Origin of the sequence: Vibrio sp. V38_P2S17PM301 (assembly GCF_009904845.1) — a bacterium.
Lineage (GTDB): Bacteria > Pseudomonadota > Gammaproteobacteria > Enterobacterales > Vibrionaceae > Vibrio > Vibrio proteolyticus.
Genome location: NZ_WXWO01000095.1, coordinates 42,385 through 66,153 on the forward strand (window position 1 = coordinate 42,385; position 23,769 = coordinate 66,153).

Here is a 23,769-nt window from a genome sequence, read left to right on the forward strand (position 1 = left end):
AGCGATATAAAAAAGGAGAAATGAAGGAGGGGTTACCCCCTCCTTAAAAGGTATTACTGAGTTATTTAGTCATTTGTTTTTCAGCATCAGCCAACGCTGCGTCTACAGTCTGACGACCGTCCACAATGTTGATGATGGCATTTTTCGCCGCGCCCCAGAATGCATTCATCTGAGGAATGTTCGGCATGATTTCACCGTTCATCGCGTTATCCATTGTCGCTGCGATACGCGCGTCTTTGTCCAGCTCTTTCTGGAACGAATTCAGTGCAACCGCGCCCAATGGTTTGTCGTCATTAACTTTACGCAAACCATCGTTAGTCAGCAGATAGTTTTCGATGAACTCAACCGCCAGATCTTTGTTTGGTGACGCAGTGCTGATACCTGCAGTCAGTACGCCCACAAATGGTTTCGAAGACTGGCCATTGAATTTAGGCAGCGTCGTCACACCATAGTTGATGCCCGACTTCTCAATATTGCCCCATGACCAAGGACCATTGATGGTCATTGCGGTGTTGCCCTGGTTGAACGCAGACTCGGAAACTGAGTAATCCATATCAGGAGAAATGACGCCTTTATCCACCAGACCTTTGACAAAGTTCATTGCGTCTTTCACGCCCTGGTTGTTAATACCGGCATCTTTCACGTCGTAACCGCTGGCGGTGTATTTGAATGCGTAGCCGCCATCAGCAGCCATCAGTGGCCAGGTGAAATACGGTTCTTTCAGGTTCCACATGATCGCGGACTTGCCGTCTTTTTTCAGCTTCGCGTTCAGCGCTGCCACTTCTTCCCAGGTTTTCGGTGGGTTTGGCACTAAATCTTTGTTGTAGATGAGAGACAAAGACTCAACGGCGATTGGATAGCCGATGTATTTGCCATCGTATTTCACCGCATCCCATGCAAAATCGACGATGCCGTCTTTGATTTTTTGCGAAGGTTTGATCTCAGCCAGCAGACCCGCTTCAGCGTAGCCACCAAAACGGTCGTGCGCCCAGAACACGATATCCGGACCGTCACCCGTTGCTGCAGTTTGCGGGAACTTGTCCTGAAGACCATCCGGGTGTGCCACTGTGACTTTAATCCCTGTCTCTTCTTCGAACTTTTTACCGACTTCAGCAAGTCCATTGTAGCCTTTATCACCATTGATCCAGATGGTTAGTTGACCTTCTTCGATGGCAGCGTTTGCACCGAAAGAGCCAAGAGCAACAAGAGTACCGAGTGCTACTGTGCTTAGGGCGTTTTTCATGTTCATATCCTTTTTATATTTGTGATGTAGGGTTAACCCCAAAAAAGGTTTCACCGTATTTCGCCATCTATCTTCAGAGAAAAATCAATACGGCTCATCCTCCTAATCCCTACGCCCTTGGTATTATGGACTATTTTCGTGATCGTCATCGTTTCAGGTTGGCGACCAAAATCACAAAACCATACCTTAATGTGATCAGATTCAATATTGAGTAATTAATTTATTTGAACTGGATCTCGCGACGTCGTGTCCTCCCCCTTTTTCCTCCTCCCCTCCTACTACCCCTACAAAAAAATAGTCTGGGAGGATGTCACTACGGCACCAAATACGGAAACTAAGCACATCCAAGAGTGGATGGTAAGAACCCTTTCCAGTCGTTCATCGTTAAGAAGACACTGGTTTTTCATGCCGGACTGGTTTGCTGTTACAAGATTTGATGTTCGTGGTAATTATTTAGTACGGGGGAGGCATCAGCTTGTACGGGGGAGGCAAACCAACAATTGGCACTGACGGGTGATGTTGACGCTACCTTTTCGCGTCCATCACCCCGTTTTTCTTACCCTTTTGAGACAAAACAAAACACAACTTACCGAATTCCTACTATTACTGCCCGCGACTATTCATATAATGATGGGCAGTAAGTTACAAAAATCTTGATCGAGGACGAGCTAGATGGCGAGTGTCACGTTAAAAAATGTATGTAAAGCTTATGGCGATGTGTTGATTTCCAAGAATGTCGATCTGGAAATCAAAGAGGGCGAATTTGTCGTTTTCGTTGGCCCGTCAGGCTGTGGTAAATCCACCCTGCTGCGTTGTATCGCTGGTCTTGAAGACATTACTTCAGGTGACCTGTACATCGGAAACGAACGCATGAATGAGGTTGAGCCGTCGAAACGGGGCGTTGGTATGGTATTCCAGTCTTACGCGCTCTACCCTCACCTGAACCTCTACGACAACATGTCATTTGGCCTCAAACTGGCAAAAGCCGATAAGAAAGAAATCAGCCAGCGTGTTGAGCATGCGGCCGAAATTCTTCAGCTCAGCCATTTATTAGAACGTCAACCTAAGGCCCTGTCGGGTGGCCAACGTCAACGCGTTGCGATCGGCCGGACTCTGGTGTCACAGCCCGATGTTTTCCTTTTGGATGAACCTCTCTCGAACCTGGATGCGGCTTTGCGTGTGCAGATGCGCTCTGAAATCACCAAATTGCAACGTAAGCTGGGTTGCACCATGATCTACGTAACCCACGACCAGGTGGAAGCCATGACCATGGCTGACAAAATTGTCGTGTTGGACACGGGGTTCGTCTCTCAGGTAGGTAAACCGCTAGAGCTGTATCACTACCCTCAGAACCGATTCGTAGCGGGCTTTATCGGCTCACCAAAGATGAACTTTACCAGCGTATTCATTGATGAGGTTCAACCGGATCAAGTAAAAGTCCAGCTGTCCAACGGCATGTCGTTCTGGATTCCCGTCGATGGCTCATCAGTCACTCGTGGCGAACGCATGTCACTGGGTATTCGTCCTGAACATCTGGTGACCAAGTCGGAAGGCGACGGCGTGATCGAGGGCGAAGTGATGATCGTCGAGAAACTTGGCAACGAGACTCAGGTCTATCTCAACCTGGAAGGTGCCGATACAGACGTGATCTATCGTCAGCCGGACACACTGGACGTCGATGTGGGTGATAAGCTATCTATTGGTATTCCCGCTCACCGCTGCCACCTGTTCCATAGCGACGGCAAAGCGTGTCGTCGTCTCTACCGCGAAGCCGGTGTTGAGTTTGCCGAGGAAGAAGCCGTGCTGGCGTAATCCGGATACAAGAAAAATCCCCGCCCTGGCGGGGATTTTTTTATTCTTTATCAAAACTGTCGACGACAATGGCCCCCATCGAGGCTGGCATGGTTATCACCACAATTCGTTTGAGTGACGTGATGGGATCCACCATCAGTGGCAGTTTATCGAGGCACATCAACACCAGCGCCACCACAAACGCCGTAATCAAATACGCCAGTATGATTCGTAACGCAAACGCCAACACCCGTTTATGGACGTTTTGCTGAAATACGCTCTGGTAGGCAAAGATGCCGAGAAATACGGTCGACAGTGACATCAGCATCAGCAAATTGGCAAAAGGTAGCGTTTCACCCAGTTGCCATGCTTCTTCTGAAAACGATATTGGCACCGCCAGCGCAAACGCTCCGACAAACACCTGCCCCGCATCTTCCATATTAAAGCTGATTTTCATAACACTCTCATTCGCCTGTAGCCCGGTTGTATCCCATACTTCTGGCAAGTTCGCCTCACTCTGGTTCATCATAACGCCATCACTCTATTTAGACACTGTTTTTAATAGGTTACGCAAATGACGAAACTCTGACATCCCCAGATCATTGTATTACTTCAGACTGACGAAACGAACAAGTGAGAAACGTTACTATTTGTCCTACAGGAAATACGCTTAATTAACGAGGAATTATTATGAAAAAACGTCTGTTAGCCCTGTCTGTTACCGCTATCGTTCTGGCTGGTTGTCAAGACGAGCCTGCGGAAACACCGCAACCAGAACAAAAGCCGGCCGCTCAAGCCGAAACGGTCGTTCCTGAGCCAACGCTTGAAATCGAAGCTCAGCCTCAACAGCAGGCCGAAGTCATGGTAGACAGCGCCCATAACGCACAAAACTCCCTAGACTGGAACGGTACTTACAGTGGCATCCTGCCTTGTGCCGATTGTGAAGGTTTGGAAACCAACCTGACTCTTAACACTGATGGCAGCTACTCACTGGATCAAACGTATTTGGGCAAAGGTGAAGAGAAATATCACTCAGAAGGCAGCTTCAGATGGGACAACTCAGGCAGTGTGATCACGCTGAGTGATGAAGCGGAGCCAAATCAGTATTTTGTCGCAGAAAATGAGCTAATGAAACTCGACAGCAATGGTCAGCACATCACCGGTGAACTGGCAGATCAGTACAACCTGACCAAAAAATAACCCGCCCACAACGCCAGCATGATGCTGGCGTTGTTACATCAGGTGCCACATTTCTTTCGCCCAGCCGGGCAACGTTTGCCGATACCAAGTCAAATAGCGCTCAGTGTCAGGATGCGCGCTGCGCTGTAGAATATTGACCACTTCAACCACGATCCAGCTTTTGGCCAGCACCACACGCAGCTCAAGCTCCCCCTGCGCCACCGTAGCTCGATAACGCCGGTAGTGACGGCACGTCGCTCCAATTGTGTCAGCGTTCCCCATTCCCGGGATCATCGGAGCCAAATCAATGGCAGCACAACCCAAACTAAAACGCTCCCAATCAAACAGCACCCGCTGGCCATTGCGCCGCACGCCCCAGTTACCCGGGTTGGTATCTCCGGAAATCAAATGATGGTGTTCGAACAAAACAGCACTATGCGCCTGGGCCCGGTAAAAATAACGCTCCGTTTCAGCGTCCATCGCTAATGCACGAAGGGCAGACTCCGTATCGTTTAAACTCCAGGTATGAAGATGAGTCGGCGTATTTGGCAAAGGGGGAAACTCATGCAATCGCGCTAACTGACGAATGACCTTTTCATCACGATACACCCCAAGCTCCGGCAGAGCACCCGGTATGTACTCAAGTTCCAGTCGCCCGGCAGCTTCGTCCAAGTTCAGGCAGCGCGGCACATAGATCCCAGCGTCGTTCAGCACCGTTGAATAATCCCGATAAAACGCCACCTCAACGGGCGATGCCCCACGTTTGCAAATGATGCGATCGCTTTCAGGAGAGTGCATCAGGGTGACCTCCGCGCGCCCAAGACGGCGCAAGTTATCACTCACTGTCCGCTCGTTCAGGTGACAATTTCAGTGGTAATCTGGGTCTTAACCGAATTCGCGATAAAGCAATTTTCGTGGGCAGTATGGTGCATTTTTTCCAGCTGTAACCGCGTTGGTTGCCGCTCACCAGAGAACACCACTTTAGGTCTCAACGTCACCCGAGTGACTGAGGTTCTGCCACTTTCGTCTTCTTCAAGTACACCAACGGCATCATCGCTGTAATGATCAATCAGATATTTACGCTTCGCTGCAATCGAGAGAAAAACTAACATATGGCAACTCGACAGAGCCGCGATGAAAGCCTCTTCCGGATCAACATTGGCTGCCACCGAATAAGGCAACGGCACCACGTGTGGAGACGACGAGGCAGGTACACTTACCCCACCATCAAACGACCAGATATGACCGCGGCTGTACTGATTGTCGGTAAAGAGCTCGTGCTCACCTCTGCGCCAACTGATGTTGGCTGTGTATTCGGACATCCGTGTTCCTCACTGTATTATGATAATGACGCTCTCTACACCAGACGATATGTAATCACGTAGAACTGCATTTCATCTGGGTAGATCTCTTTGATCAAGGCTTTTAGCTTATCCAGTTCCATGTATTCCTGCTGCGCATGAAACTCATTGATGTCGTCGAACCAAAGGGGCTCAACAGACACGATTTTAATCCTGGCAAACTTGCGGTCAGTTTCTAATGTGTGCACATCGACTTCCGTACCCGGGACATACCCCATCTCGCTCTTATCACGGATGGTGATGGTTTTATTTCCGGATACGATCGATGGCTCAAGCCATTCAAAAAAGGTAATTTTTGTTGGTATTTTCTGCACGTTCATCGGCTCCCGCAGCTTTTCGTCGCCCTAGTATCTATAAAGCCATCGTCAGCCGCAATCGCCATTTTCTGATTTCACCGGATTGCTTACACCACACCGCTTTGAACTTTGTAAAAGACCAGCGCAAACAAGCCCGCAAACACCAACACCGTTGTCAAGATCTTCAGCCACAAAAACTTCATGCATCACTCCTTATTTAGCCTCTACATTACACAACAAGTTACAGCGTCACAAGATTCACTAAACGCAAGGCCAGAAAGAGCCCCAGACCATAAGACGCATGTGCGACAACACTGCGCATGCGTGCCGTTGCTGGCGCAGGCGTTTTTGCTGCCATCACCCCAAACCCTAGCCCTGGTTGCATCACAAAAAATGGCACGACTACCGTCGCTACACCAAACAAGACTACCGCAGCAAAGCTCGCCTGCCCGGGTTGCATGCCAGCTAACAGATAAAACAGCGCGGCAAACAGCACACCAATCACATAGTGACTGACCCAACCCAGCGCGCATTCACCGCTTCTGGGTTGGGTTTGCAAGATGGTATGATGCCGAAATTGCCCGCCAGACATATACAACAACCAACGGCCAACCAGACAGTAATTCAGTGACGCTATGCCCAGCAGCTTTTTCTGTCCCAGGGCGAACAAATCCATAAAAATAGTCGCCAATATCCCTACAACTAACCAATGACTGACCAACACCCACTCATTCATTTCTTTCTCCTTGTCGCAGCTCGACGGTGGCAGAATCTTTGCTTAAACCTGCTTCTCAAAGGTAGGAACACCGGCCGGCAACTCGAACCAACTCACCTTTTCGCTAACCCAGACGTGCGCTGTAGGTGCAAACAGCATCTCACTTTCGCGCGCTACTGGTTTTAATTTCAGTTTGATCAAGTGCGGTTGCTCCGGATTGATGTGATAAATCCGGTTACCACAACCGGTGCAAAACTTAGCACCATTGTGGTTGCCACTATCCGCCAGCCGGCTCCAACTGCCCATTTCTCCGGAGAACTCGATATCTTGGGCATCAACAACGGCGGTCACGCTGAACGGCGCGGTGGCCAGTTTCTGACATTCTCGGCAATGACAAGCGAGAACTTTCAACGGTTTGGCGTGCAGTTGATAACTCACCTGACCACACTGGCAGGACGCTTTTACGGGGAATGGCATAGGTAATGTAGCTCCTTAACTGAGTCGTCATCTCTCGCACGGCTCGGGCGAGAGATATGAAATAGCAACCATAACATGCTAGGGCGTGTTCCCCGAATAAATCCTGCTCAGATTGACAGCTGTACGGCATTATCCGATTAACCTCAGAGAATCTCCGTGTTCCTGTCGGGCAGAACGTACTAAACTGAACATTCGCACAACCGTTAAGGAATAAGGTCATGATTCAACAAGGTCAATCTCTCCCTCAATCTTCTCTCAACGAACTGACGGCAGACGGTATGGTCACCCATCCGACCCACGAACTGTTCGCCGGCAAAAAAGTCGTGCTGTTTGCAGTACCTGGTGCTTTTACGCCAACCTGCTCTGAAGCGCACCTTCCAGGCTACGTGGTCCTGGCCGATCAGTTGAAAGCCAAAGGCGTTGACATGATTGCCTGTGTGGCCGTCAACGATGCGTTTGTGATGCAAGCCTGGGGCGAAGCCCAGAACGCCAGCGAAATTCGCATGCTGGCAGACGGCGATGCGAGTTTTACCAAAGCATTAGGACTGGAAATGGATACAGCCGGCTTTGGTGGTATCCGTTCACAGCGCTACGCAATGATCGTCGAAGACGGCAAAGTCACGACTCTGAATGTGGAAGAGCCTCAATCATTTGAAGTCAGTAAGGCCGAGGCTATTCTGGATCTGCTGTAATCACAAAGCCCCGGATATAGTTACCCGGGGCTTTTTCGTCTCCACTAACCGCCAATCCAATCAGCATAGCGCTGATGTCTAATGCATAGCTGCTAGAGCGAATACGCTTTCTCAAATCCTTCGCACCAAATATGAATCCAAGTCAAATTCACGGTTCTTCTTTGTTTTGAATTGACGGAGTTTTAAGCAGCCCTGACGAATGCAACAACCACGCTCTGATTTCGCGGCACAACCAGTCCGGATTATCCAGAGCAATATCATGGCCATCACATGAATTGATCCGCAGTGTCGCTTTCCATTTTTTCGCTATCGCCTGAGTGGCAAGCGGGCTCACCAGGCGATCATGCTGTGAAGAAATAAACAACACGGGCGCTGTAATTCTTTTAATACGAAAAGATGCCGCTGCGCGAAGCTGGCGGATAAAATTAGATATGCGCGTCGGGTAGCGACGCTGCAGCTGCGCCCAATGGCGGACAACTTCTGGTCGGTTGGGTTGGTTAGACACCAGGCGATACACGCATCGCTCTCTCACTGTTACTGGCAACATCAGTGCCCCAATAATTCGGACAAGCGCAGCGGGTTTGAGACGTTGATAACACGGGCTGAACCCCGCTGCACTGGTATTAATACAAACGGCACGGCGCACTTCATGCGGATACCTTTCCAACCACTTCAGAGCGATCATACCGCCCATTGAAATTGCCACCACATCAATCGGCGCCTGTCCGTCCAGTTGCTGTCGAATGCTGTCTACCATGTCTTCCATGCAGTCAGGCGACGTCAGATGAGCCAGGGAACCTGTACCCGGTATGTCTACGCAACGCACATGACACTCCGGCATCACTTGCTGCAACTGCGAGGGAAACTCACCCCAATGGAACTGCCCCCTGAACAGTCCGCGTAACAAGACCACCTGCCTGGCAGGCGCCGCAACCGCTGTATGTTCATTCGCTATCGGCGTCACACGTCACCACACCATGCGAGCCGTCAGAGGCAATACGACATACAATTAACCCCGGTTCATTCATCAGAGCGGCTACCGGTTCGCCAGATGGCAGCCACATGGTGCTCTTACCACAGGTCTGCCATCCTCCGGTCACGGAGATGTGATTGGCTAATAACACTGGCATGTTGTAACTGCTGGCAATATCGGCCAGTATCGACGCATCGGTCTCGTACCCCGCAGGTGAAATCAACGCGCTGACGACATAGACATCCGCCTTTTGCTGATTGGCATCACGGGCATGTTGCGGCTCACTAAAATCAGCACAAATCGCCAAAGCCAACGTAAAACCCTGGATGTTCAATGTATGGTTTTGTGAGCCCGCGGAGCAAAACACGTCCTCGCCAGGGTGAAGATATTGTTTAGTACAAAAGTGCACATCCCCCTGGGGTGAACAAACCACCGCAGCAATCGCAGGCTTGTCATTAGGACAAGCCAACGGACAACCTGCAATCACCCAAATAGCGTATTTTTGTGCCGCCGTCTTCAACGCTTGGATCGCATCGCTCTCTTCGGTCATGGCTAATGTCGCTAACAATTCAAGCTCATAGCCTGTCAGTGACAATTCCGGGAAGACCACTAAATCAACCTGCTGCTGAGCCGCCGCAGCGATTGCGGCCAAATGCTCGGTCAAATTCGTCGCTATCTGGCCCTTTTTGACCGGAATCTGTGTCAATGCTATATCAATCGTGTTTGTATCCATCAACTCTACTTCTTCCTAACTGGAGGCTGTTGTAACAAGGGGACTTACTCGCCGGTGCCCAGATGACGCTGTCTCATGTATTGCACCAGCATTTCAGCTTCCAGAGAGTCTTGGCTGCACAAGCCAGCAACAACACCTTGCTGATCGTCCTGACTTCGATGCTGACCCAGCTTCTCTTTAGCCAAAATGTCGTCCAGCACGATGCGAATTCCGACAATAGCGTGGGAGAGCTTATCAACAAACTCATCAGGCATCGTATCGTTGGCGTGTAATAACTCAGGCTCGTACTTGGCGGTCAATTGTTCGAGTGATGCCAGAGTTTCCGACGCATCGAGAAACTCAACGGTACCGTAACAATGCACGGCGGCATAATTCCAGGTTGGTACTGCCGGTTTTCGCCGGTACCAGGTCGGAGAGATATAGGCATGCGGCCCTTGAAAGACGATCAATACCCGCTGATCTGACAACTGTTTCCAATGTGGATTGGCTTTCGCCAGATGCCCATACAAGACCCCTTTTGGCCCCTCTGAAGGTTCAAGTATCAGCGGTAAATGTGTCGCTTCCTGAGTGGGCGAAACCATCAGAGCAAAACCATGGTGGGCGATAAAATCAATGATGGCGTTGTCACCCGACATCACCATGTTCTTTGGTATGAACATACTCTTCCTTGTCTTTGATTGACCTTGGCGTTCCATTGCACCGCGCTGATGTCGCGGGTCTCACACTGTCGCGTTATCACAAATGATTGTGCGTAATTCGCCGATATTCTTCAATCAGTGGCTGCGCAAAACTGGCGCTCAATTGTACTACCTCGTTGACCGTGGCGGTTTCTTTTCTCAAAATCATGAGCGCCATCTCAACTCCCGGTTCATAGTGAGGTTGATAACGACGGATCACTCCCGCGCACTCTTCCGGATCCACCAGCCAGCTGCGATGTTGCTCCACCAGTAACCCACAGGCACTACGAAGCAACTTCTTCGCTAAAACTCTTCCTCTGGTGCTTGCGTTATCTTCATTTAATCCAGAATTCAGCATCACCACCATTTCTGGTAAATCTTCATTCAGCGCACTAGCAATGGCTAAATTTGGCCTACAAGCCTCAAAACCGAGTGTGAGATCTTTTCCCCATAGGCAGCAACAACAGTGTTTGAGCCAGAACTGCCAGCGAAACTTTTCTTGCGGATGCAGAACTTCTGCCAAATGACCTGGGTCAAAGTCGACCTTCGTGATGAGGGGAAATCCTTCCGTCAAAGCCAAAGACAATTGTTTTAGACGCTTGTGATCTTGCTCCGTTAGAGGCGCGCAAAAAACCACCGACATATCAAGATCAGAGTGACACCGCTTTGCTTCCCCGCGGGCAACACTGCCGTACAAGTAAATACTGTGTATTGCGGTGCGAAAGGTGCTCAGCAATTGCGCTACGGCTTGGTCCACCACAACACGAAACTCGGTTTGTATTCGTTCCGGATGGCAGACATTGAGCACAAAGCCCTGCTCATCCACACCCCGTTTTTTCATGTTATCCATCAACCCACCCTTGATTTGAATACCCTGCTAGACTCCGCCGGCAATCTGATGTCTATTCTCACAATCCGTTTGGGTCATTACGACAGGTTCGGAGCGGTCCTTTGAGCCTGATGCTAATGATATGCGGTAATCGAGAGAGCTAAACTGAGAAAAGTTGTGACGCTCACAAAGTGCCAACTGAGCGCGCCGAAGTAAACGCTGAGGCTCAAAATTGAGCGGACTCAAGCCAGGCTCACCGGCATAAAACACCACGGTAATCAGGTGGTAACCACCAGACACATGATCCACGCTCACCCTCTCGTCAACCTCAGTGACAATACCACGGACATCTGCTTTCACCTGTTGCAACATGTCTGTATTTTGAGCCTGACGGTACACCGCCTGAGCACATTTCAGAGCTGCCACTACAATTAACACCACACCAAACAGCGCTTTCGAATTCATCCGCACAATCACCTCAACTAAGCGTCGGCGTTCGGCACGACGTCACCGTACTGACGATATAAGATCACGACATCTGGACCAGTTGCGTTACCCAACACTGGCTTGTGGCCGATGAGCATCTACAGCAACATTCTGGGTAGTCAACCAGCCACAACTGGGTATCCATAACCTAACGTCCGGATGTAACCAGCTCAATCACTTTGCGCGCTTTTTCAAAATGATCCAGTTGATGAGTTTGTATCCACCAGGTAGCCACTTCCATCAACAGCTCTGGGTCATCGTTTCTATTTGCAAAGAAAGCATAGAACGACACACCGACCTGCTCGCCTTTTTGACTGATTTTCTTATTGCATACAGCGATGATCTTTTCCCTAAGTATTTGTCGCATTTCATAATCCAGACAGATAAAAAACGCAAAGATACATACAATTGCATATACACACAACCGCCACAATGATATTAGCGATACCAGAAAGCGATTGAGTCGATTTACAAAGCCGTATTGATACAGGGATTGAGCGCAAAATCTTGGGGGAGGTGCAATAAAGGCGGCAAGAACAAAACATAGAACGGGGGCCGCTCTATGTGTGAAACGACAAGAGTGGAAGCAGGGCTTTATTTGTAAAATGCTTCCACTTCACCTTTTAGGGTGATCAGCATTGGATTACCGTAACGATCACGAGATTTAGGAGATGCGATTTTTACCCAGCCTTCGCTGACACAATATTCTTCAACATCCGTACGCTCTTTGCCATTCAGACGAATACCGATCTGGTGTTCAAAACACTCAGCAACAAAGTGTGGGCTACGAGGGTTACCCGCCAGACGATCTGGCAAAGCTGGTTTTGCGTTATTTTCGCTCATATTGATGACCTGAAATAGATAAAGAACCTGCTATTTTAGACAAACCCATCCTCAGGCTCAACAAACATCACCACGAGAAACGATCCGCTGGCAAAGCAAGATGTGTTACTTTAGTCTGCTGATTGCTTAGACTGGCGATAGCTATCAACAAATCTTTGTAGATCTTGCTGTTGAGTCTCTATCACTGCTTCTTTGATTGATTCAGAATATACAACTTGCAATGAAATGCTTGCCACAAAGAATAACAATGATGCTACGCACCCAATACCGCCCAATATTTTCGTTCTTTTATTCTTTTTTACCAAGCCAACAATGATGGTGACAAAAAAGACCGGAAAGGCGATTAATGAAATCAAAGACAAATACACGACAAACATAACTCTAAAAACTCTCGTTAAATCAACAAGTACACGATACCCAAAACACAGCGCGATCAATACGAACTCTGCCAGACATTACGAATCTTTCTTAACCAGCTTGCTACAGGTGCGTTGCTGGTTGAGCAATAACCAGTCACTCTCACTCAGCACGGTTTCAAATTTCGCAATACCACCGCCTATGAAGCTGACATCCCAGTCTGCATGAGACTTCACCACACAAGCAGCTTCCTTTGACATTAGTTTTTCCTTGCTAACCGCAGAACGGATTGCTATTGAAGCTAGCCGTCGACGTCACTGAGAAGGAGTTTAAAACTAGCCGTGCCAAAAAACACAGCAAAGATTCCCTCAAATATCGCTTTGGATTTTATATACAGGCGTCTTACCCCAGCATGAGAAAAGCTTAACGCATAACTAAGGAAGATCGATGCACTCACTACGCCAACTACAACGACAACAGTAAGAAGATCTTGGGGTGTTGCCGTTTTCGGTACGCCCATCGAATACAAAGCACCAAAAAAGAGGATTGCCTTAGGGTTTGTCAAATGAATCAATAACCCTTTGAGGTAGTGACTTTTTCTTGAGTTGAATTGCATTGTTGGAAGGTTAGGTGACTCTGAATTTAGCGCGGATTTTAGTGACTTGTAAGCAAGGTAGAGGAGATAGCAAGCGCCGCAATACCTAAGGATTTCAAACAGCCAAACATTTGACTTCAATACTGCAGCCAACCCAAACGCTGCCAACATTGACCAAATTAAAGAGCCGGTCAATACTCCCAAAGCAAGGTGGAGACCAAACAATCTGCCTTTCTCCATCGATGCCCCAGCGATTGCTAATGTTGCAGGCCCCGGACTTGCAATCGCGGCTATCGCTGAAAATACGATCAGAAAATAATTTATATGTTCCATTTCCCCCACTCCATTTTTATTAGCACTTCCACCACGTTCAGAAAGGAACAGAACGCCCCAACTGAAACCATTGAACCGATTAAATTAAAGCCAATGTCGTCCGAAAATACCAAGTGTTGTAAATCACGCTTAAACACTTTGTAATGGATAACAACTCACGAACAACCCGTAACCCACTGTTTTATATTAATTTAATACGTTCATCTGAGCACTCATTAGAGCCCGTTTCAAATTCGCGGCATATCCAAAGCCGGTTTTCATAAATTGTGTACATTAGAGTGTCTCTATCTAAAGCCGCGCATCAACCATCATTTAATCTCATCATTGTTTCAACTCCATACTGGTCATGTGCAATGAATTCTTCTGGTACACCAGTATCCGGGATAATCTTAACTTCGGGACGACAACAGCAAGCTCTGCAGTTTGAGCGAGATACATTTGAGGAAGAAGGTGTACTCGTTGGTGTAAGCATAAGTAACTACAGGTCAATTGTGTATGATACAGTACATTTCTTCATTTTTGAGCTTGCTTATCCTGTGAGCCATAACGCCCTGTTAAGGTGTGAGGCACTCTATACAAAAGCCTCTGCACTACTTCGTAATCACAAAACTCACTAAATGCCACGCGTTGCGAATCCGTCTTAAAGCGTTTGTTAGGCATTGGCCTGACGCATGAGATGAACCCCACCAACCTCGGTACTGAAACCAAACTTTTCATAGTACGCTCTCATTTCTGGGAGACAGTACAACTCAAAATGCTGAACTTGATTTAGGTCTTCGTGCGATTGAATTGCTGATATGAGCTTTGCACCCAAACCACTATTTCGTTGCGACGAACAAACAATAACATCGAAGATCAAGGCTTTGAAGGTGAAATCAGTGATAACACGAGCAAAACCAATAAGGTTATTGTCACCACCAACAATGCCTATGCATAGTTGAGAACCTTTTAGACAACGGGCTGTTTGCTCTAATGTCCGCTCTTTTGCCCACCAAGCTTGTTGATACAGATTATACACGTCCGTTATATGCTCTTCCGTAAACGTGTAAATTAGCTTCATGTTTCTCCTTAATGCCTAACGCCCTGTTAAGGTGTGAGCAACGCAATACCGAAGGCAACGCATAGCAAAAATGCCATGCGTTGCGAATCACTCTTAAACAGTTTGTTATGTTTTTTGCTTCATATACTTTTGAATGCCTGGCCATTTTTCGCGGTCTTGAAAGTCGTTTACTTTGTAGCCCCCACTATCAGCAAATTCATCGCGGGCTTCCCCTAAAAGTTGACAACACCAAAGGAATGTTTCTTCTGGTTCACCTAAGCAATTATGGCGGAAAGCAGACTGATAGAAATTGATATTTGAGCCAACAAGGGTTTCATGAATTTTTTTGACGATTCTTTCAATTACCTCATGGGTGCAATCAAGAGAGTAAAAAGACACGTTGTCTGAAGCTTGAATACTAACTTTTGAGTAAGTTTTCTCAACATCGATCACCGAATTAATAGTATTGATAAATGGTGCTATATTCTGCTCTGTATGGATTAACATAAAGCAGGGGTCATCGTAATCATCCATCCGCTCAAGATACTCTTGAATTGAAAGTGGAATTTCTTTAAATAACTTGTTCATCATAATCCTCATAGATAAATCACTGAAACATAACGCCCAGTTAAGGGGTGAAGCACGCAATGACCAAGCCACCGCATGGCACTTCAACACCGAAATCAATGCAAACCAAAAATGTCACGCGTGCTGAATCCCTCTTGAACTGCTTGTTATATTTTTATTTATATACGACTTTAAACTGCTCTAGTATCAATAACATATCGTCTGAAGGTGCTATACCTAACTCGACACATTCTCTTGAGAAGAAGTTCCAATGTGCTTTTCGCCACCAAGCTAGCGTCTTGTCGCCCTCACCTTCCAAAGCTGCAAACTCAGGTGTTACGTCATGGTATTTGCACTTAGTTACTGAGGTGATTTCTATAATACAAATTGGCATGCCATCCCAATTTGTCACTACTTGAAGATGACCGACTTCTGGCAACAATTCTCCTTTTTCACTGTACCAGTAATCTAAGCTACATGACGCACGTTTTTCTCCACGAAGAATTAAGTCTGCACATACATTTGCATTGTATTCATCTGCACAGAAATAGTCTGAACTAAATGAAGTGTAGTTTGATGCTACTTCATCAGGTAAAGATTTGAGGTATTGATCTAGATAACTTTGACTTCTTTCATCCATGATTTTGACTCGGGATTTGATTAAAAATATAACGCCCTGTTAAGGTGTGAGCAACGCAATACCGAAGCCACCGCATACCACCTTAAACACTAAACGCAACGCATAGCAAAAATGCCAAGCGTTGCGAATCACTCTTAAACAGATTGTTAGGTGACAGCTATAACACCTACGATACTATAAAAACAAAGTTTGAAACGACTGTTCTCGTTTAATAGACATCAAGCTAGAGGACAGTGAGGCAAGCATTGCCTCATGCACGAAATTCCCCATGCTTATACGTTTGACGCCCAGAGCTTTAAGTTCTGGAAAACTAGGTAATTCAGGAATACACATTACATTTATTGGTAGCGACGTGCTTGCTACAACAGTTTCAATATCATTAACTTCTCTAATACATGGTAGAAAAATTCCATCAGCGCCAGATTGTTGGTACCTATTAATTCTCTCAATACTCTCAGCTAGAGGTTCCCTAACATTTAGCAAGAATGCATCGCTCCGAACATTAATGAATACTTCAATATCAGCTTCCGCGAGTAAGCCCCTAACTTGCTTTAGCGATTTCTCAAATAGTGCAACATCACATAGCTGTCTTTGACCTTCTATTACAATACTATCTTCTATGTTTATGCCAACGACACCGACTTTCACCAATTCGATAATATTCTTCACTATGAGTTCTGGTGTATCTCCAAAACCTGATTCAATATCAACTGTCAAAGGCAGATTAGTTGAGCTACCAATTGCTTTTACAATTGACAATAAATCATTGAACTCAATGTTCTCTCCATCATCTTTTCCAAGATTACTCGCAATTGCAGCACTAGAAGTACCGATAGCTAAAAAACCTACTTTCTCTGCGACCTTCGCACTAGGCACATCCCAAACATTACAAATAACTAGTGGTTCTTCCGCTCTATGCATACTCTTAAACATGTCTGAAACTCCTATATAGATTTGGAACTAATAATTTCAGACCGATGCTAGCAATTGACATATGATAGAACTCGCCAATTCCGGAACTGAATAACAAATATTGATTCACAACTCGCTGCCACATAACGCCGCGTTAAGGGGTGAAGGCACACAATACCAAAGTTTCTGCAAAGCACCTTAGACACTACACCCAACGCAAATTGAAAATGCCACGCGTGCCAAGTCCCTCTTAAACGCTTTGTTATAACCACATGTTCTCGCGGACTTCATAATGGCTCACGTGGAGATCAGGGTTTAATTTGTACTTCTCATCTTCTGGGTACAACTTAGCAATACTGATATCTTCACCAGCAAACGACTTAATACAATCTAGGTCTTCCCAGTAAGTCAGCAACGTGATTTCAGCATCATCTCCTAAATCTCGATTCAGAATTTGTGCCCCAAGGAAACCTTTGGTGGCTGATGTGTCTTTTATGCCTGTCTCGTAAAGGTACACAATAAACCCCTCTTCATGCTCCTTCGGACAGGTAGCTTTCCATTCCCTTGCTATCATAAATACTCCATTTTATGCCGTGGTTATAACGCCGCATTAAGGTGTGAGCGGCGCTTGGCTATACTTGAGCGAAGCGAAAATGCCAAGCGTTGCGAATCACTCTTAAATGCTTTGTTAGGTAGTTGGACGACAATACGTCGCTTTTGCTTCCTCAAAAACTGCTTGCCTTAACCCTTTACTCTTATCTAAGAACTCAGTGACTTCAGCATTCCAAGTTTCATTTTCAAAGTATTCCAGCCATTGAGGAGCGCCGCACGTAACAACTTTAACACGTCTATCATAGTTAAATTGCTCTAGAATTTCTGGAATTGGCTTGTTAATGGGGTCGACAATAGTAATCTTGAGGTTCCGATTCAAAACCATTGCATTAGATAACCGATAATTAATATGTTTATCACCGAAACCATACCCGATAATAACTAGCTCAGAGGCATTGGATATATTATCAACTAGCAGCTTGAGCTTTTCTTCTCCTTGCTTTTCGTTAGTCGTTAGACTGTACTTACTTCCACCAGTAAGCATTGATTGAACTAAAATATCTAGCTCTCCGTCCAAGTTGGAAACAACTTTGTCTTTGCTACTTGGGATAAGGAAGTCGCCTTTGTAGTAACACATACTTTGAATGTTCGTGAAGTTTTTCATTAACTCCACCGAATGACTCAACGATAAAGACTGATTCAATAATTGAGAACCATCTTTATACTGTAGTTCAGATAAGCCACCGTGCAGTTTTACTAGGTTGATTCCACGTTCTTTCTCAAAGAACATTTGGTGTTTGCTACTACCTAATTGGTCTCTATTTGAGTAAGTAAAATGAATTAGATTATCCATTTCTTTATTGCTCTTCGAAAAGGTAATTTTATTACCATCACCGTAGGTGATTGGGATATTCAAATCCAACGCTAAACACTCAAGGTACATATCATGATTTAAGGTAAATACCCATGTTTCATCTTTTGCGCAAAATGCCGCGAGCTTTCTAAAGCTAGCAAACGTCTGTGGATAGACCTTTGAATATGTAACTATTTGATAAAAATTTAATATTTCATGAATTACCGAGTAAAAAACACCAAACATATAATGATAAGAGTCTGTATCAGAGAGTGTTTTCCCGGGTTGTTTCTTTAAGTTTTGTATATTCGCTAAAAGCTCTTCATAGTTGTTACCACCTTGACGTTGGTAGTCATGAACGAGATTCATTACTTCTTTCATAGCTTCCAAGTTAACTGGTCTATCTGAGCCAAATGGCTCATTCTTAGCAAGTCGTTCCACAAGTTTATTCGCAAAACTCTCAGAAAATACACCAAGAAAGACTTGAGTTAGTTCTGATGCTAAAGGCATTCCTAATTCATAGGAGAAACCAGCCCCTAACAATAATACTTTTTTCATTATTACTCCAAACTCAATGACTACCTAACGCCCTGTTAAGGTGTGAGCAACGCAATACCGAAGCTCCCGCATACCACCTTAAACACTAAAACCAACGCATGATAAAAATGCCACGCGTTGCGAATCACTCTTAAACAGTTTGTTATACGCACGAACGTTTAAGCCAAGATTTTATGCCAAGCCCCACTTTGAAACCATGATTTTTATGTGCTTTGATGCACTTAAGTCAGGCTTAGACTCAAAGCGGCTTGTCACTGAAACCACTTGGAACAAACCGCGCCGCAGAAAACGGACCTGCAACACCAAAAAGCACTTTTGGAAAGACAATTTCACAATGAGGACTTTCCACAAACTCACTGAAACCACGTGAACTCACCACACCAGAGAAAGCGCCCTTTCAGCGAGTAAGTCGGCTTTTAAAAAGGCAAATTCACAGAGCTGAATCTCAGCGAAAAACGCAGCCTGGACTGACCCCGAAAAATCAGCACCAAAGAAGAAAACCATCACACAAACGGCAAGCCGAAAGTGAGCAAAGAACCAAGGAAAATTAAGATTGAAGCCGGAATATCTCGACGCCCAAACACCACGAATCAACGCTGAAAATCGAAATTTTTGACCTGAATTTTTAGGCTTTCTTCATATAGCGTATAACGCCCTGTTAAGGGGTGAGCAACGCAATATCGAAGTCACCGCACACCACCTTAATCACTAAAATCAACGCATAGTGAAAATGCCACGCGTTGCGAATCCCTCTTGAACAGTTTGTTATATGAATTTTTCGACTCGCTCTTCATCAACTAACCAAACTTTGATGCCCGAGAATCTTATAGGAGTTGCCATACTTTCAATTAATTCTTTGTGAGAAAGATTATTAGGTAAAGCTATGACTGATTCATGGTCCGGATTATCTTCCCTTACCTTAAACGCAGCAACTAACGCCATGCCAATGTGCGTCTTAACCTGAGACTTATTGAACTCTTGTCCATATCGCTTAGTCGACTCCTTTGAAGAAGTAGCGCCTTTTGCTTCGACAAAATATTTCTTACCGGTTTCCGATACAGCAACAATATCTATCCCTGTCTGAGTAGTATCTAGTTTCTGGGAGATAGTAAAACCATCCAATTCAAGTTGGTCACATACTAAATCTACAATTCTATTTTCGGTTAACATTTAACCTCCTTGTCAAATTCATATAACGCCGCGTTAAGTGGTGAGCAACGCTACCACCAAACCTAACCTATTGTGCCGTAAACACTAAAGCCGATTCAAACCGAAAATGCCAAGCGTTGGGAATCCGTCTTAAACGCTTTGTTAAATGCACAGTTTCGATGCACTTTCAGTGTTCTCATCGTACTCCCAAAGCTCGACATCATTTGGGATTAAGTGCTTATAAGTACGGACATAATATTGAGCTAAAGTCTCGTTCCTCTTTGTACTGAAATCACGAAGGACAAACATAATTTTTCTGAAACCGACTGGAGCTGTATAAAAGTAATACATTGCTTCATTCCAAACAGTCAATTTCGCACTAGGAACATTGCCACCTGTTGTCCATTTATGAGCCTTACACTCGACAATGATCTTTTGATCAATACAACCGAGATCGAACGCATGTTGTTTCTTCAAGTTTGAAATGCCGACTTCAACTTTCAGATTGGGAACAAGTTCTCTGCCTTGGCTCAGAAAAAATTTTGATGCCGCAGATTCGAACTCACGACCTACATGAGCATTAGATTTTGAGCCTATTCTCTGAAACGGTTTATCCATAACTTCCTCGTGCATTTAACGCCTTGTTAAGGGGTGAGCCAACGCAATACCGATGTCTCCGCATACCACCTTAATCACTAAAACCAACGCACAATAAAAATGCCACGCGTTGCGAATCCCTCTTGAACAACTTGTTAGGCGATTTTTTCTTCGATGCTAAGGGCTGTTTTTAACAACTTTTCGTTGAACTCTTTGTTGTCGATTGAATAATGCGCTCTCCTGTGACACGTAGGGCATAGAGCGATAACATTTTCCGGGCAATCAGCACCACCGTCAGCAAGCCTGGTTAAATGATGGACTTCTAAATAAGGTCCAGCCTTAGTTTCAAAGGGTGACTTACTTCTGCAACCTTCACAAACCCCATTTGCGCGCTTTTTAGCATATAACTTTATAGCTTCACTACGATAACGGATATGAGCAACTTGTTCTTTAACATCCACATTACTTGGGGTGACAGCGGTAGCGATATCGCGCAATTGCTTAAGTGATTTACTTCTGGTTGGTTTTGTTAAGTAAGGAGCCTTTCCATTTTCCACTCCTGGGAGCCTTGATTGTGGAAGTACATCCAAGTGAAAGATGAAAGCATCTCGAAGCTGACCATTTTTGTCAGGTCGCTGCTCGATGTGGTGTTCAATGTAACTACATACACCAACGAAACGCACAAAACCTTTTGTCGTCGACTCAAACAACAAGATTTCTTTTTTATTTTTCTGGTGATCGAAGATTGCCAAATTACCTTTGACCATCTGCATATCACCTTCTTGGCCTTCGCCTGTATACCTAAACGTACCATCAGGGCCAAAACCATCAGAATAGCCGAACTCTTCACCAGCATCGCTGGTAAATATAAATACATAAGGATGATTAGCTGGTGTAGCAATACCACCATACTGTTGCCCTTTGTATACTCCGTGAATATCAGAGCGACGGTTATAAATTTTACCAACTTCGAACAATGAACTCTCCTAATCGCCTAACGCCGCATTAAGGTGTGAGCAGCGCTTGGCTATACTTGAGCGAAGCGAAAGCGCCAAGCGTTGCGAATCACTCTTAAATGCTTTGTTATGTGAATTTTTCCAGCGCACTCAATACACACAACCATTAAACTCAATGACTTGACTGCTTAGAGCGTGACCAACATTGTAAGTCTTAACCATGCCTCCACGGTAGACAAACTCGTTCCAATTTTTCTGCTGTATATCGTAGTAATGAATAGGACAAACTAACTCTGAATACCCTGAACTTCGATATACATCTGGCTCATAAGCAAAGAGAAAAGAATGAGTTACACCAAAAGACACCAAGTATTTATCCAGTTCTTTTACGATGACTTTGGCTAAGCCCAGACCACGCTTATTTGGTGCAACAGCAATGCCGCCAACTATGCCCGCTTTGAAGCTTCTTGATCCTTGTGACATTAAACGACTGTAAGCAAAACCAGTAGCGATAATCTGATTTTCGTCTTCGATGAGAGCTGCACAAACGAACTCGTGATTAAAATTGACCGTAGAATCTTGGCCAAAAACCGAGTTTAGATGTGTATTAAGTGCAGCTTCATGCGCCTCGATTCCACCATTTTCGACGACTGATATTTTCAATATGCGCTCCATTCACATAACGCCCTGTTAAGGTGTGAGCAACACAATACCAAAGCTCCCGCATACCACCATAAACACAAAACTCAACGCATAGCAAAAATGCCAAGCGTTGCGAATCACTCTTAAACAGATTGTTAGCAGAATTTTCTACCTACACGTTCTCATGCTATTTATTTTGCAGTACATTTAGCAGGTTTTCGATAGATTCATTAATAAGACTCTGTGTAATAAAGTCTTTGACGCTATTTTCATGTTCCTTATTTAAAACAAAACCTTTTCCTGATGAATTTTTAGCTGGCTGCTTTAACAAAAAACCTTGCTGGACTAGAACTTCTAGATACTTAGAAAGGTTTAACTTGTGCTTTAATGATGCACACTGTTGTTTATATAGTTCTTCTGTTTTCCAAACAAATGAATTTTGTCTAAATCCAACTCGAAATATTTTTTTCAAATCATTTTTTATAGTATCAATCTTTTCAGTCACCGAAAGTTCGGTTGATTTTATAAACTCCCTGAATTCATCAGGCAATATACAATCTTGAAAGTTATCTGCTGAAATGTCATTTTTTCCGAAACTAGCAATATCTACATCGATAAACTCTGACTCTACAAATACTAAATCTTCACTAGGGAATGTAGATTTAGACAGATTCAAATAGCCATTGAAGTATCCGTCAATTACAGAAAATGACCTAAAATCTAATGGATGAAAGTCACCATAAATTGACAAGTTATTAATCCTTTCTCCCTTATGCTTACCATACAGGTTTAGCAGTTTTTCAGTATATACTTCTCTATTGCCAGAGTCCTTAGGCATAGCTAAATAAGCAAGGCTAGATAGTATTTTCCTATACTTATATTTTTCTTCAAACTTAGCGCTGTCTAATTCTTGAATGGATTGACCTATGAATTTTTTCAAGAAGATTAGATCATCATTATTCCGGTGAAGCTTAATATCTTCCACTAAAGCCCCACCCTTATAACAGTCACGAGAAATAGACGTTAATACATTTTGTCCTAAATTTAAATCTTGGTTGTTTATCTTATTGGCAATAAATCTAGATTTTAGCCAAAACTCAAAAGAGTCATGCCTTATCTTAAAGTGACCACCCTGTCTGATCAGCAAGGGAGAAACATAAAACTCCGTATAATTATCTGTATATTTGCCATGTAGCGAACATTCTAATAATTCATCTAAATCCGATTTGGAGATCATTCCTTTATAGTCAAAAACTATATCCTTCAAAATTTCAAAGTAATCATCACTGGTAATTGAAATGTTTTGTTTAAGAATGTCTCTCATTATTATTTGATGTAGGACCTTATCTAAAGGTTCTGACATTATAAAGAATTTAGACTCATCATAAGTGGAAGGTATACTTCCTTTATCTTCAGATTCGACTAATTCACACAGTAGCCTGATTATTAAAGGAGTAACATTAGTTTCACTATCTAGTGATAAGCTCTCTATATGGTTTATAACCTTGCTATCAAAATTCTTACCACTGTATTCTTTATCGTCGTTATAGCGAATGTTTAAGTATTTCTCTGTTAATTCTCTATTAAACCCTTTCAAGTTAAAAACATCAACCTGACTTTTATTAAATCTCTCTGAGTTATTTTCTCTAGAAGTAATTAGAACAGAACAGTTTTTATATGTTTCATTTAACTCAACTACTGAGTCAATAAAAAGATCCAAATTA

Annotated in this window: 30 protein-coding genes and 2 pseudogenes; 3 read left to right on the forward strand and 29 right to left on the reverse strand. The window is 44.7% G+C overall.

Translation table 11 applies throughout. The annotated features are described in order from the left end of the window. Window positions 1–61: 61 nt before the first annotated feature. A complete protein-coding gene (gene malE / locus CAG64_RS19715) occupies window positions 62–1,243 on the reverse strand; it encodes a maltose/maltodextrin ABC transporter substrate-binding protein MalE (protein ID WP_021704907.1) in 1,182 nt (393 codons plus the stop codon). A gap of 672 nt (window positions 1,244–1,915) precedes the next feature. Between malE and malK the strand changes: the two genes are divergently transcribed. Next, window positions 1,916–3,055, forward strand: coding sequence for a maltose/maltodextrin ABC transporter ATP-binding protein MalK (malK, locus tag CAG64_RS19720; protein WP_021704908.1), 1,140 nt, complete (start codon window positions 1,916–1,918; stop codon window positions 3,053–3,055). A 40-nt stretch (window positions 3,056–3,095) separates the two neighbouring features. Here the strand turns inward: malK and CAG64_RS19725 are convergent, their stop codons facing one another. Then, on the reverse strand, window positions 3,096–3,491 hold the full coding sequence (locus tag CAG64_RS19725; protein WP_040902433.1) for a DUF2391 family protein: 396 nt from the start codon (window positions 3,489–3,491) through the stop codon (window positions 3,096–3,098). A gap of 233 nt (window positions 3,492–3,724) precedes the next feature. On the opposite strand from CAG64_RS19725, the gene CAG64_RS19730 reads away from it, so the two are divergent. After that, window positions 3,725–4,234, forward strand: coding sequence for a copper resistance protein NlpE (locus CAG64_RS19730; RefSeq protein ID WP_161457209.1), 510 nt, complete (start codon window positions 3,725–3,727; stop codon window positions 4,232–4,234). 33 nt (window positions 4,235–4,267) lie between these two features. Here CAG64_RS19730 and CAG64_RS19735 read toward each other — a convergent pair whose 3' ends face one another. From CAG64_RS19735 to CAG64_RS19755, 5 genes are all read right to left on the reverse strand, one after another. Continuing rightward, complete coding sequence (locus CAG64_RS19735) at window positions 4,268–5,056, reverse strand: phosphotransferase (RefSeq protein ID WP_161457208.1); 789 nt, start codon at window positions 5,054–5,056, stop codon at window positions 4,268–4,270. 11 nt (window positions 5,057–5,067) lie between these two features. Then, on the reverse strand, window positions 5,068–5,535 hold the full coding sequence (locus tag CAG64_RS19740; RefSeq protein WP_161451569.1) for an OsmC family protein: 468 nt from the start codon (window positions 5,533–5,535) through the stop codon (window positions 5,068–5,070). A 35-nt stretch (window positions 5,536–5,570) separates the two neighbouring features. Next, window positions 5,571–5,894 carry a N(4)-acetylcytidine aminohydrolase gene (gene yqfB / locus CAG64_RS19745; protein WP_202599224.1) on the reverse strand — a complete coding sequence of 108 codons (324 nt, stop codon included), beginning with the start codon at window positions 5,892–5,894 and terminating at the stop codon, window positions 5,571–5,573. Between the two features lie 217 nt (window positions 5,895–6,111). Continuing rightward, window positions 6,112–6,606 (reverse strand): DUF2938 family protein, encoded by a 495-nt coding sequence (locus CAG64_RS19750; RefSeq protein ID WP_161457207.1) that lies wholly within the window; start codon window positions 6,604–6,606, stop codon window positions 6,112–6,114. A gap of 42 nt (window positions 6,607–6,648) precedes the next feature. Then, window positions 6,649–7,062 (reverse strand): GFA family protein, encoded by a 414-nt coding sequence (locus tag CAG64_RS19755; RefSeq protein ID WP_161457206.1) that lies wholly within the window; start codon window positions 7,060–7,062, stop codon window positions 6,649–6,651. Window positions 7,063–7,280: 218 nt separating this feature from the next. On the opposite strand from CAG64_RS19755, the gene CAG64_RS19760 reads away from it, so the two are divergent. Continuing rightward, window positions 7,281–7,754, forward strand: coding sequence for a peroxiredoxin (locus tag CAG64_RS19760; protein WP_021704916.1), 474 nt, complete (start codon window positions 7,281–7,283; stop codon window positions 7,752–7,754). Between the two features lie 148 nt (window positions 7,755–7,902). Here CAG64_RS19760 and CAG64_RS19765 read toward each other — a convergent pair whose 3' ends face one another. The 22 genes and pseudogenes from CAG64_RS19765 to CAG64_RS19900 all read right to left on the reverse strand — a co-directional run. Continuing rightward, the gene (locus CAG64_RS19765) at window positions 7,903–8,718 is read right to left on the reverse strand and encodes an alpha/beta fold hydrolase (RefSeq protein WP_337247470.1); all 816 of its coding nucleotides are present in this window, start codon (window positions 8,716–8,718) and stop codon (window positions 7,903–7,905) included. Then, a complete protein-coding gene (locus tag CAG64_RS19770; protein WP_161457205.1) occupies window positions 8,699–9,460 on the reverse strand; it encodes a carbon-nitrogen hydrolase family protein in 762 nt (253 codons plus the stop codon). The genes CAG64_RS19765 and CAG64_RS19770 overlap by 20 nt, the downstream gene beginning before the upstream one ends. A gap of 44 nt (window positions 9,461–9,504) precedes the next feature. Next, window positions 9,505–10,119: an FMN-binding negative transcriptional regulator gene (locus CAG64_RS19775; RefSeq protein ID WP_161457204.1), complete on the reverse strand. Its 615-nt coding sequence runs from the start codon at window positions 10,117–10,119 to the stop codon at window positions 9,505–9,507. A 76-nt stretch (window positions 10,120–10,195) separates the two neighbouring features. Then, window positions 10,196–10,987 (reverse strand): nucleotidyltransferase domain-containing protein, encoded by a 792-nt coding sequence (locus tag CAG64_RS19780; RefSeq protein WP_161457203.1) that lies wholly within the window; start codon window positions 10,985–10,987, stop codon window positions 10,196–10,198. Between the two features lie 27 nt (window positions 10,988–11,014). Then, the gene (locus tag CAG64_RS19785) at window positions 11,015–11,431 is read right to left on the reverse strand and encodes a hypothetical protein (RefSeq protein ID WP_161457202.1); all 417 of its coding nucleotides are present in this window, start codon (window positions 11,429–11,431) and stop codon (window positions 11,015–11,017) included. A 169-nt stretch (window positions 11,432–11,600) separates the two neighbouring features. Beyond that, the gene (locus CAG64_RS19790; protein ID WP_161451579.1) at window positions 11,601–11,819 is read right to left on the reverse strand and encodes a DUF6500 family protein; all 219 of its coding nucleotides are present in this window, start codon (window positions 11,817–11,819) and stop codon (window positions 11,601–11,603) included. Between the two features lie 227 nt (window positions 11,820–12,046). Next, on the reverse strand, window positions 12,047–12,295 hold the full coding sequence (locus CAG64_RS19795) for a DUF3297 family protein (protein WP_021704923.1): 249 nt from the start codon (window positions 12,293–12,295) through the stop codon (window positions 12,047–12,049). A gap of 110 nt (window positions 12,296–12,405) precedes the next feature. Continuing rightward, entirely contained in the window at window positions 12,406–12,672 is a 267-nt protein-coding gene (locus CAG64_RS19800; RefSeq protein ID WP_161457201.1) for a hypothetical protein, read from the reverse strand. Window positions 12,673–12,750: 78 nt separating this feature from the next. Beyond that, on the reverse strand, window positions 12,751–12,912 hold the full coding sequence (locus tag CAG64_RS23715; protein ID WP_202600976.1) for a hypothetical protein: 162 nt from the start codon (window positions 12,910–12,912) through the stop codon (window positions 12,751–12,753). Window positions 12,913–12,953: 41 nt separating this feature from the next. Beyond that, the gene (locus CAG64_RS19805) at window positions 12,954–13,580 is read right to left on the reverse strand and encodes a LysE family translocator (protein WP_161457200.1); all 627 of its coding nucleotides are present in this window, start codon (window positions 13,578–13,580) and stop codon (window positions 12,954–12,956) included. Window positions 13,581–13,761: 181 nt separating this feature from the next. Further along, window positions 13,762–14,052: pseudogene (locus CAG64_RS23930) on the reverse strand (YkgJ family cysteine cluster protein). A 180-nt stretch (window positions 14,053–14,232) separates the two neighbouring features. Next, a complete protein-coding gene (locus CAG64_RS19815) occupies window positions 14,233–14,640 on the reverse strand; it encodes a GNAT family N-acetyltransferase (RefSeq protein WP_161457199.1) in 408 nt (135 codons plus the stop codon). Between the two features lie 105 nt (window positions 14,641–14,745). Further along, window positions 14,746–15,210: a hypothetical protein gene (locus CAG64_RS19820; protein WP_161489115.1), complete on the reverse strand. Its 465-nt coding sequence runs from the start codon at window positions 15,208–15,210 to the stop codon at window positions 14,746–14,748. Between the two features lie 151 nt (window positions 15,211–15,361). After that, window positions 15,362–15,826, reverse strand: coding sequence for an ASCH domain-containing protein (locus CAG64_RS19830; RefSeq protein WP_021704928.1), 465 nt, complete (start codon window positions 15,824–15,826; stop codon window positions 15,362–15,364). Between the two features lie 174 nt (window positions 15,827–16,000). Then, window positions 16,001–16,759, reverse strand: a complete 759-nt coding sequence (locus tag CAG64_RS19840) for an isocitrate lyase/PEP mutase family protein (RefSeq protein WP_161457853.1) — start codon at window positions 16,757–16,759, stop codon at window positions 16,001–16,003. Between the two features lie 241 nt (window positions 16,760–17,000). After that, window positions 17,001–17,312, reverse strand: a complete 312-nt coding sequence (locus CAG64_RS19850; RefSeq protein WP_017420651.1) for an antibiotic biosynthesis monooxygenase family protein — start codon at window positions 17,310–17,312, stop codon at window positions 17,001–17,003. A 114-nt stretch (window positions 17,313–17,426) separates the two neighbouring features. After that, complete coding sequence (locus tag CAG64_RS19855) at window positions 17,427–18,701, reverse strand: hypothetical protein (protein ID WP_161457851.1); 1,275 nt, start codon at window positions 18,699–18,701, stop codon at window positions 17,427–17,429. Window positions 18,702–19,466: 765 nt separating this feature from the next. Further along, complete coding sequence (locus CAG64_RS19870; RefSeq protein WP_039978365.1) at window positions 19,467–19,871, reverse strand: hypothetical protein; 405 nt, start codon at window positions 19,869–19,871, stop codon at window positions 19,467–19,469. 141 nt (window positions 19,872–20,012) lie between these two features. After that, complete coding sequence (locus tag CAG64_RS19875; protein WP_237668186.1) at window positions 20,013–20,468, reverse strand: hypothetical protein; 456 nt, start codon at window positions 20,466–20,468, stop codon at window positions 20,013–20,015. 134 nt (window positions 20,469–20,602) lie between these two features. Beyond that, on the reverse strand, window positions 20,603–21,424 hold the full coding sequence (locus tag CAG64_RS19885; protein WP_140097280.1) for an HNH endonuclease: 822 nt from the start codon (window positions 21,422–21,424) through the stop codon (window positions 20,603–20,605). A gap of 129 nt (window positions 21,425–21,553) precedes the next feature. Next, the gene (locus CAG64_RS19890; RefSeq protein ID WP_099609928.1) at window positions 21,554–22,066 is read right to left on the reverse strand and encodes a GNAT family N-acetyltransferase; all 513 of its coding nucleotides are present in this window, start codon (window positions 22,064–22,066) and stop codon (window positions 21,554–21,556) included. A gap of 166 nt (window positions 22,067–22,232) precedes the next feature. Then, window positions 22,233–23,769, reverse strand: a pseudogene (locus CAG64_RS19900) (NACHT domain-containing protein); the annotation flags it as partial.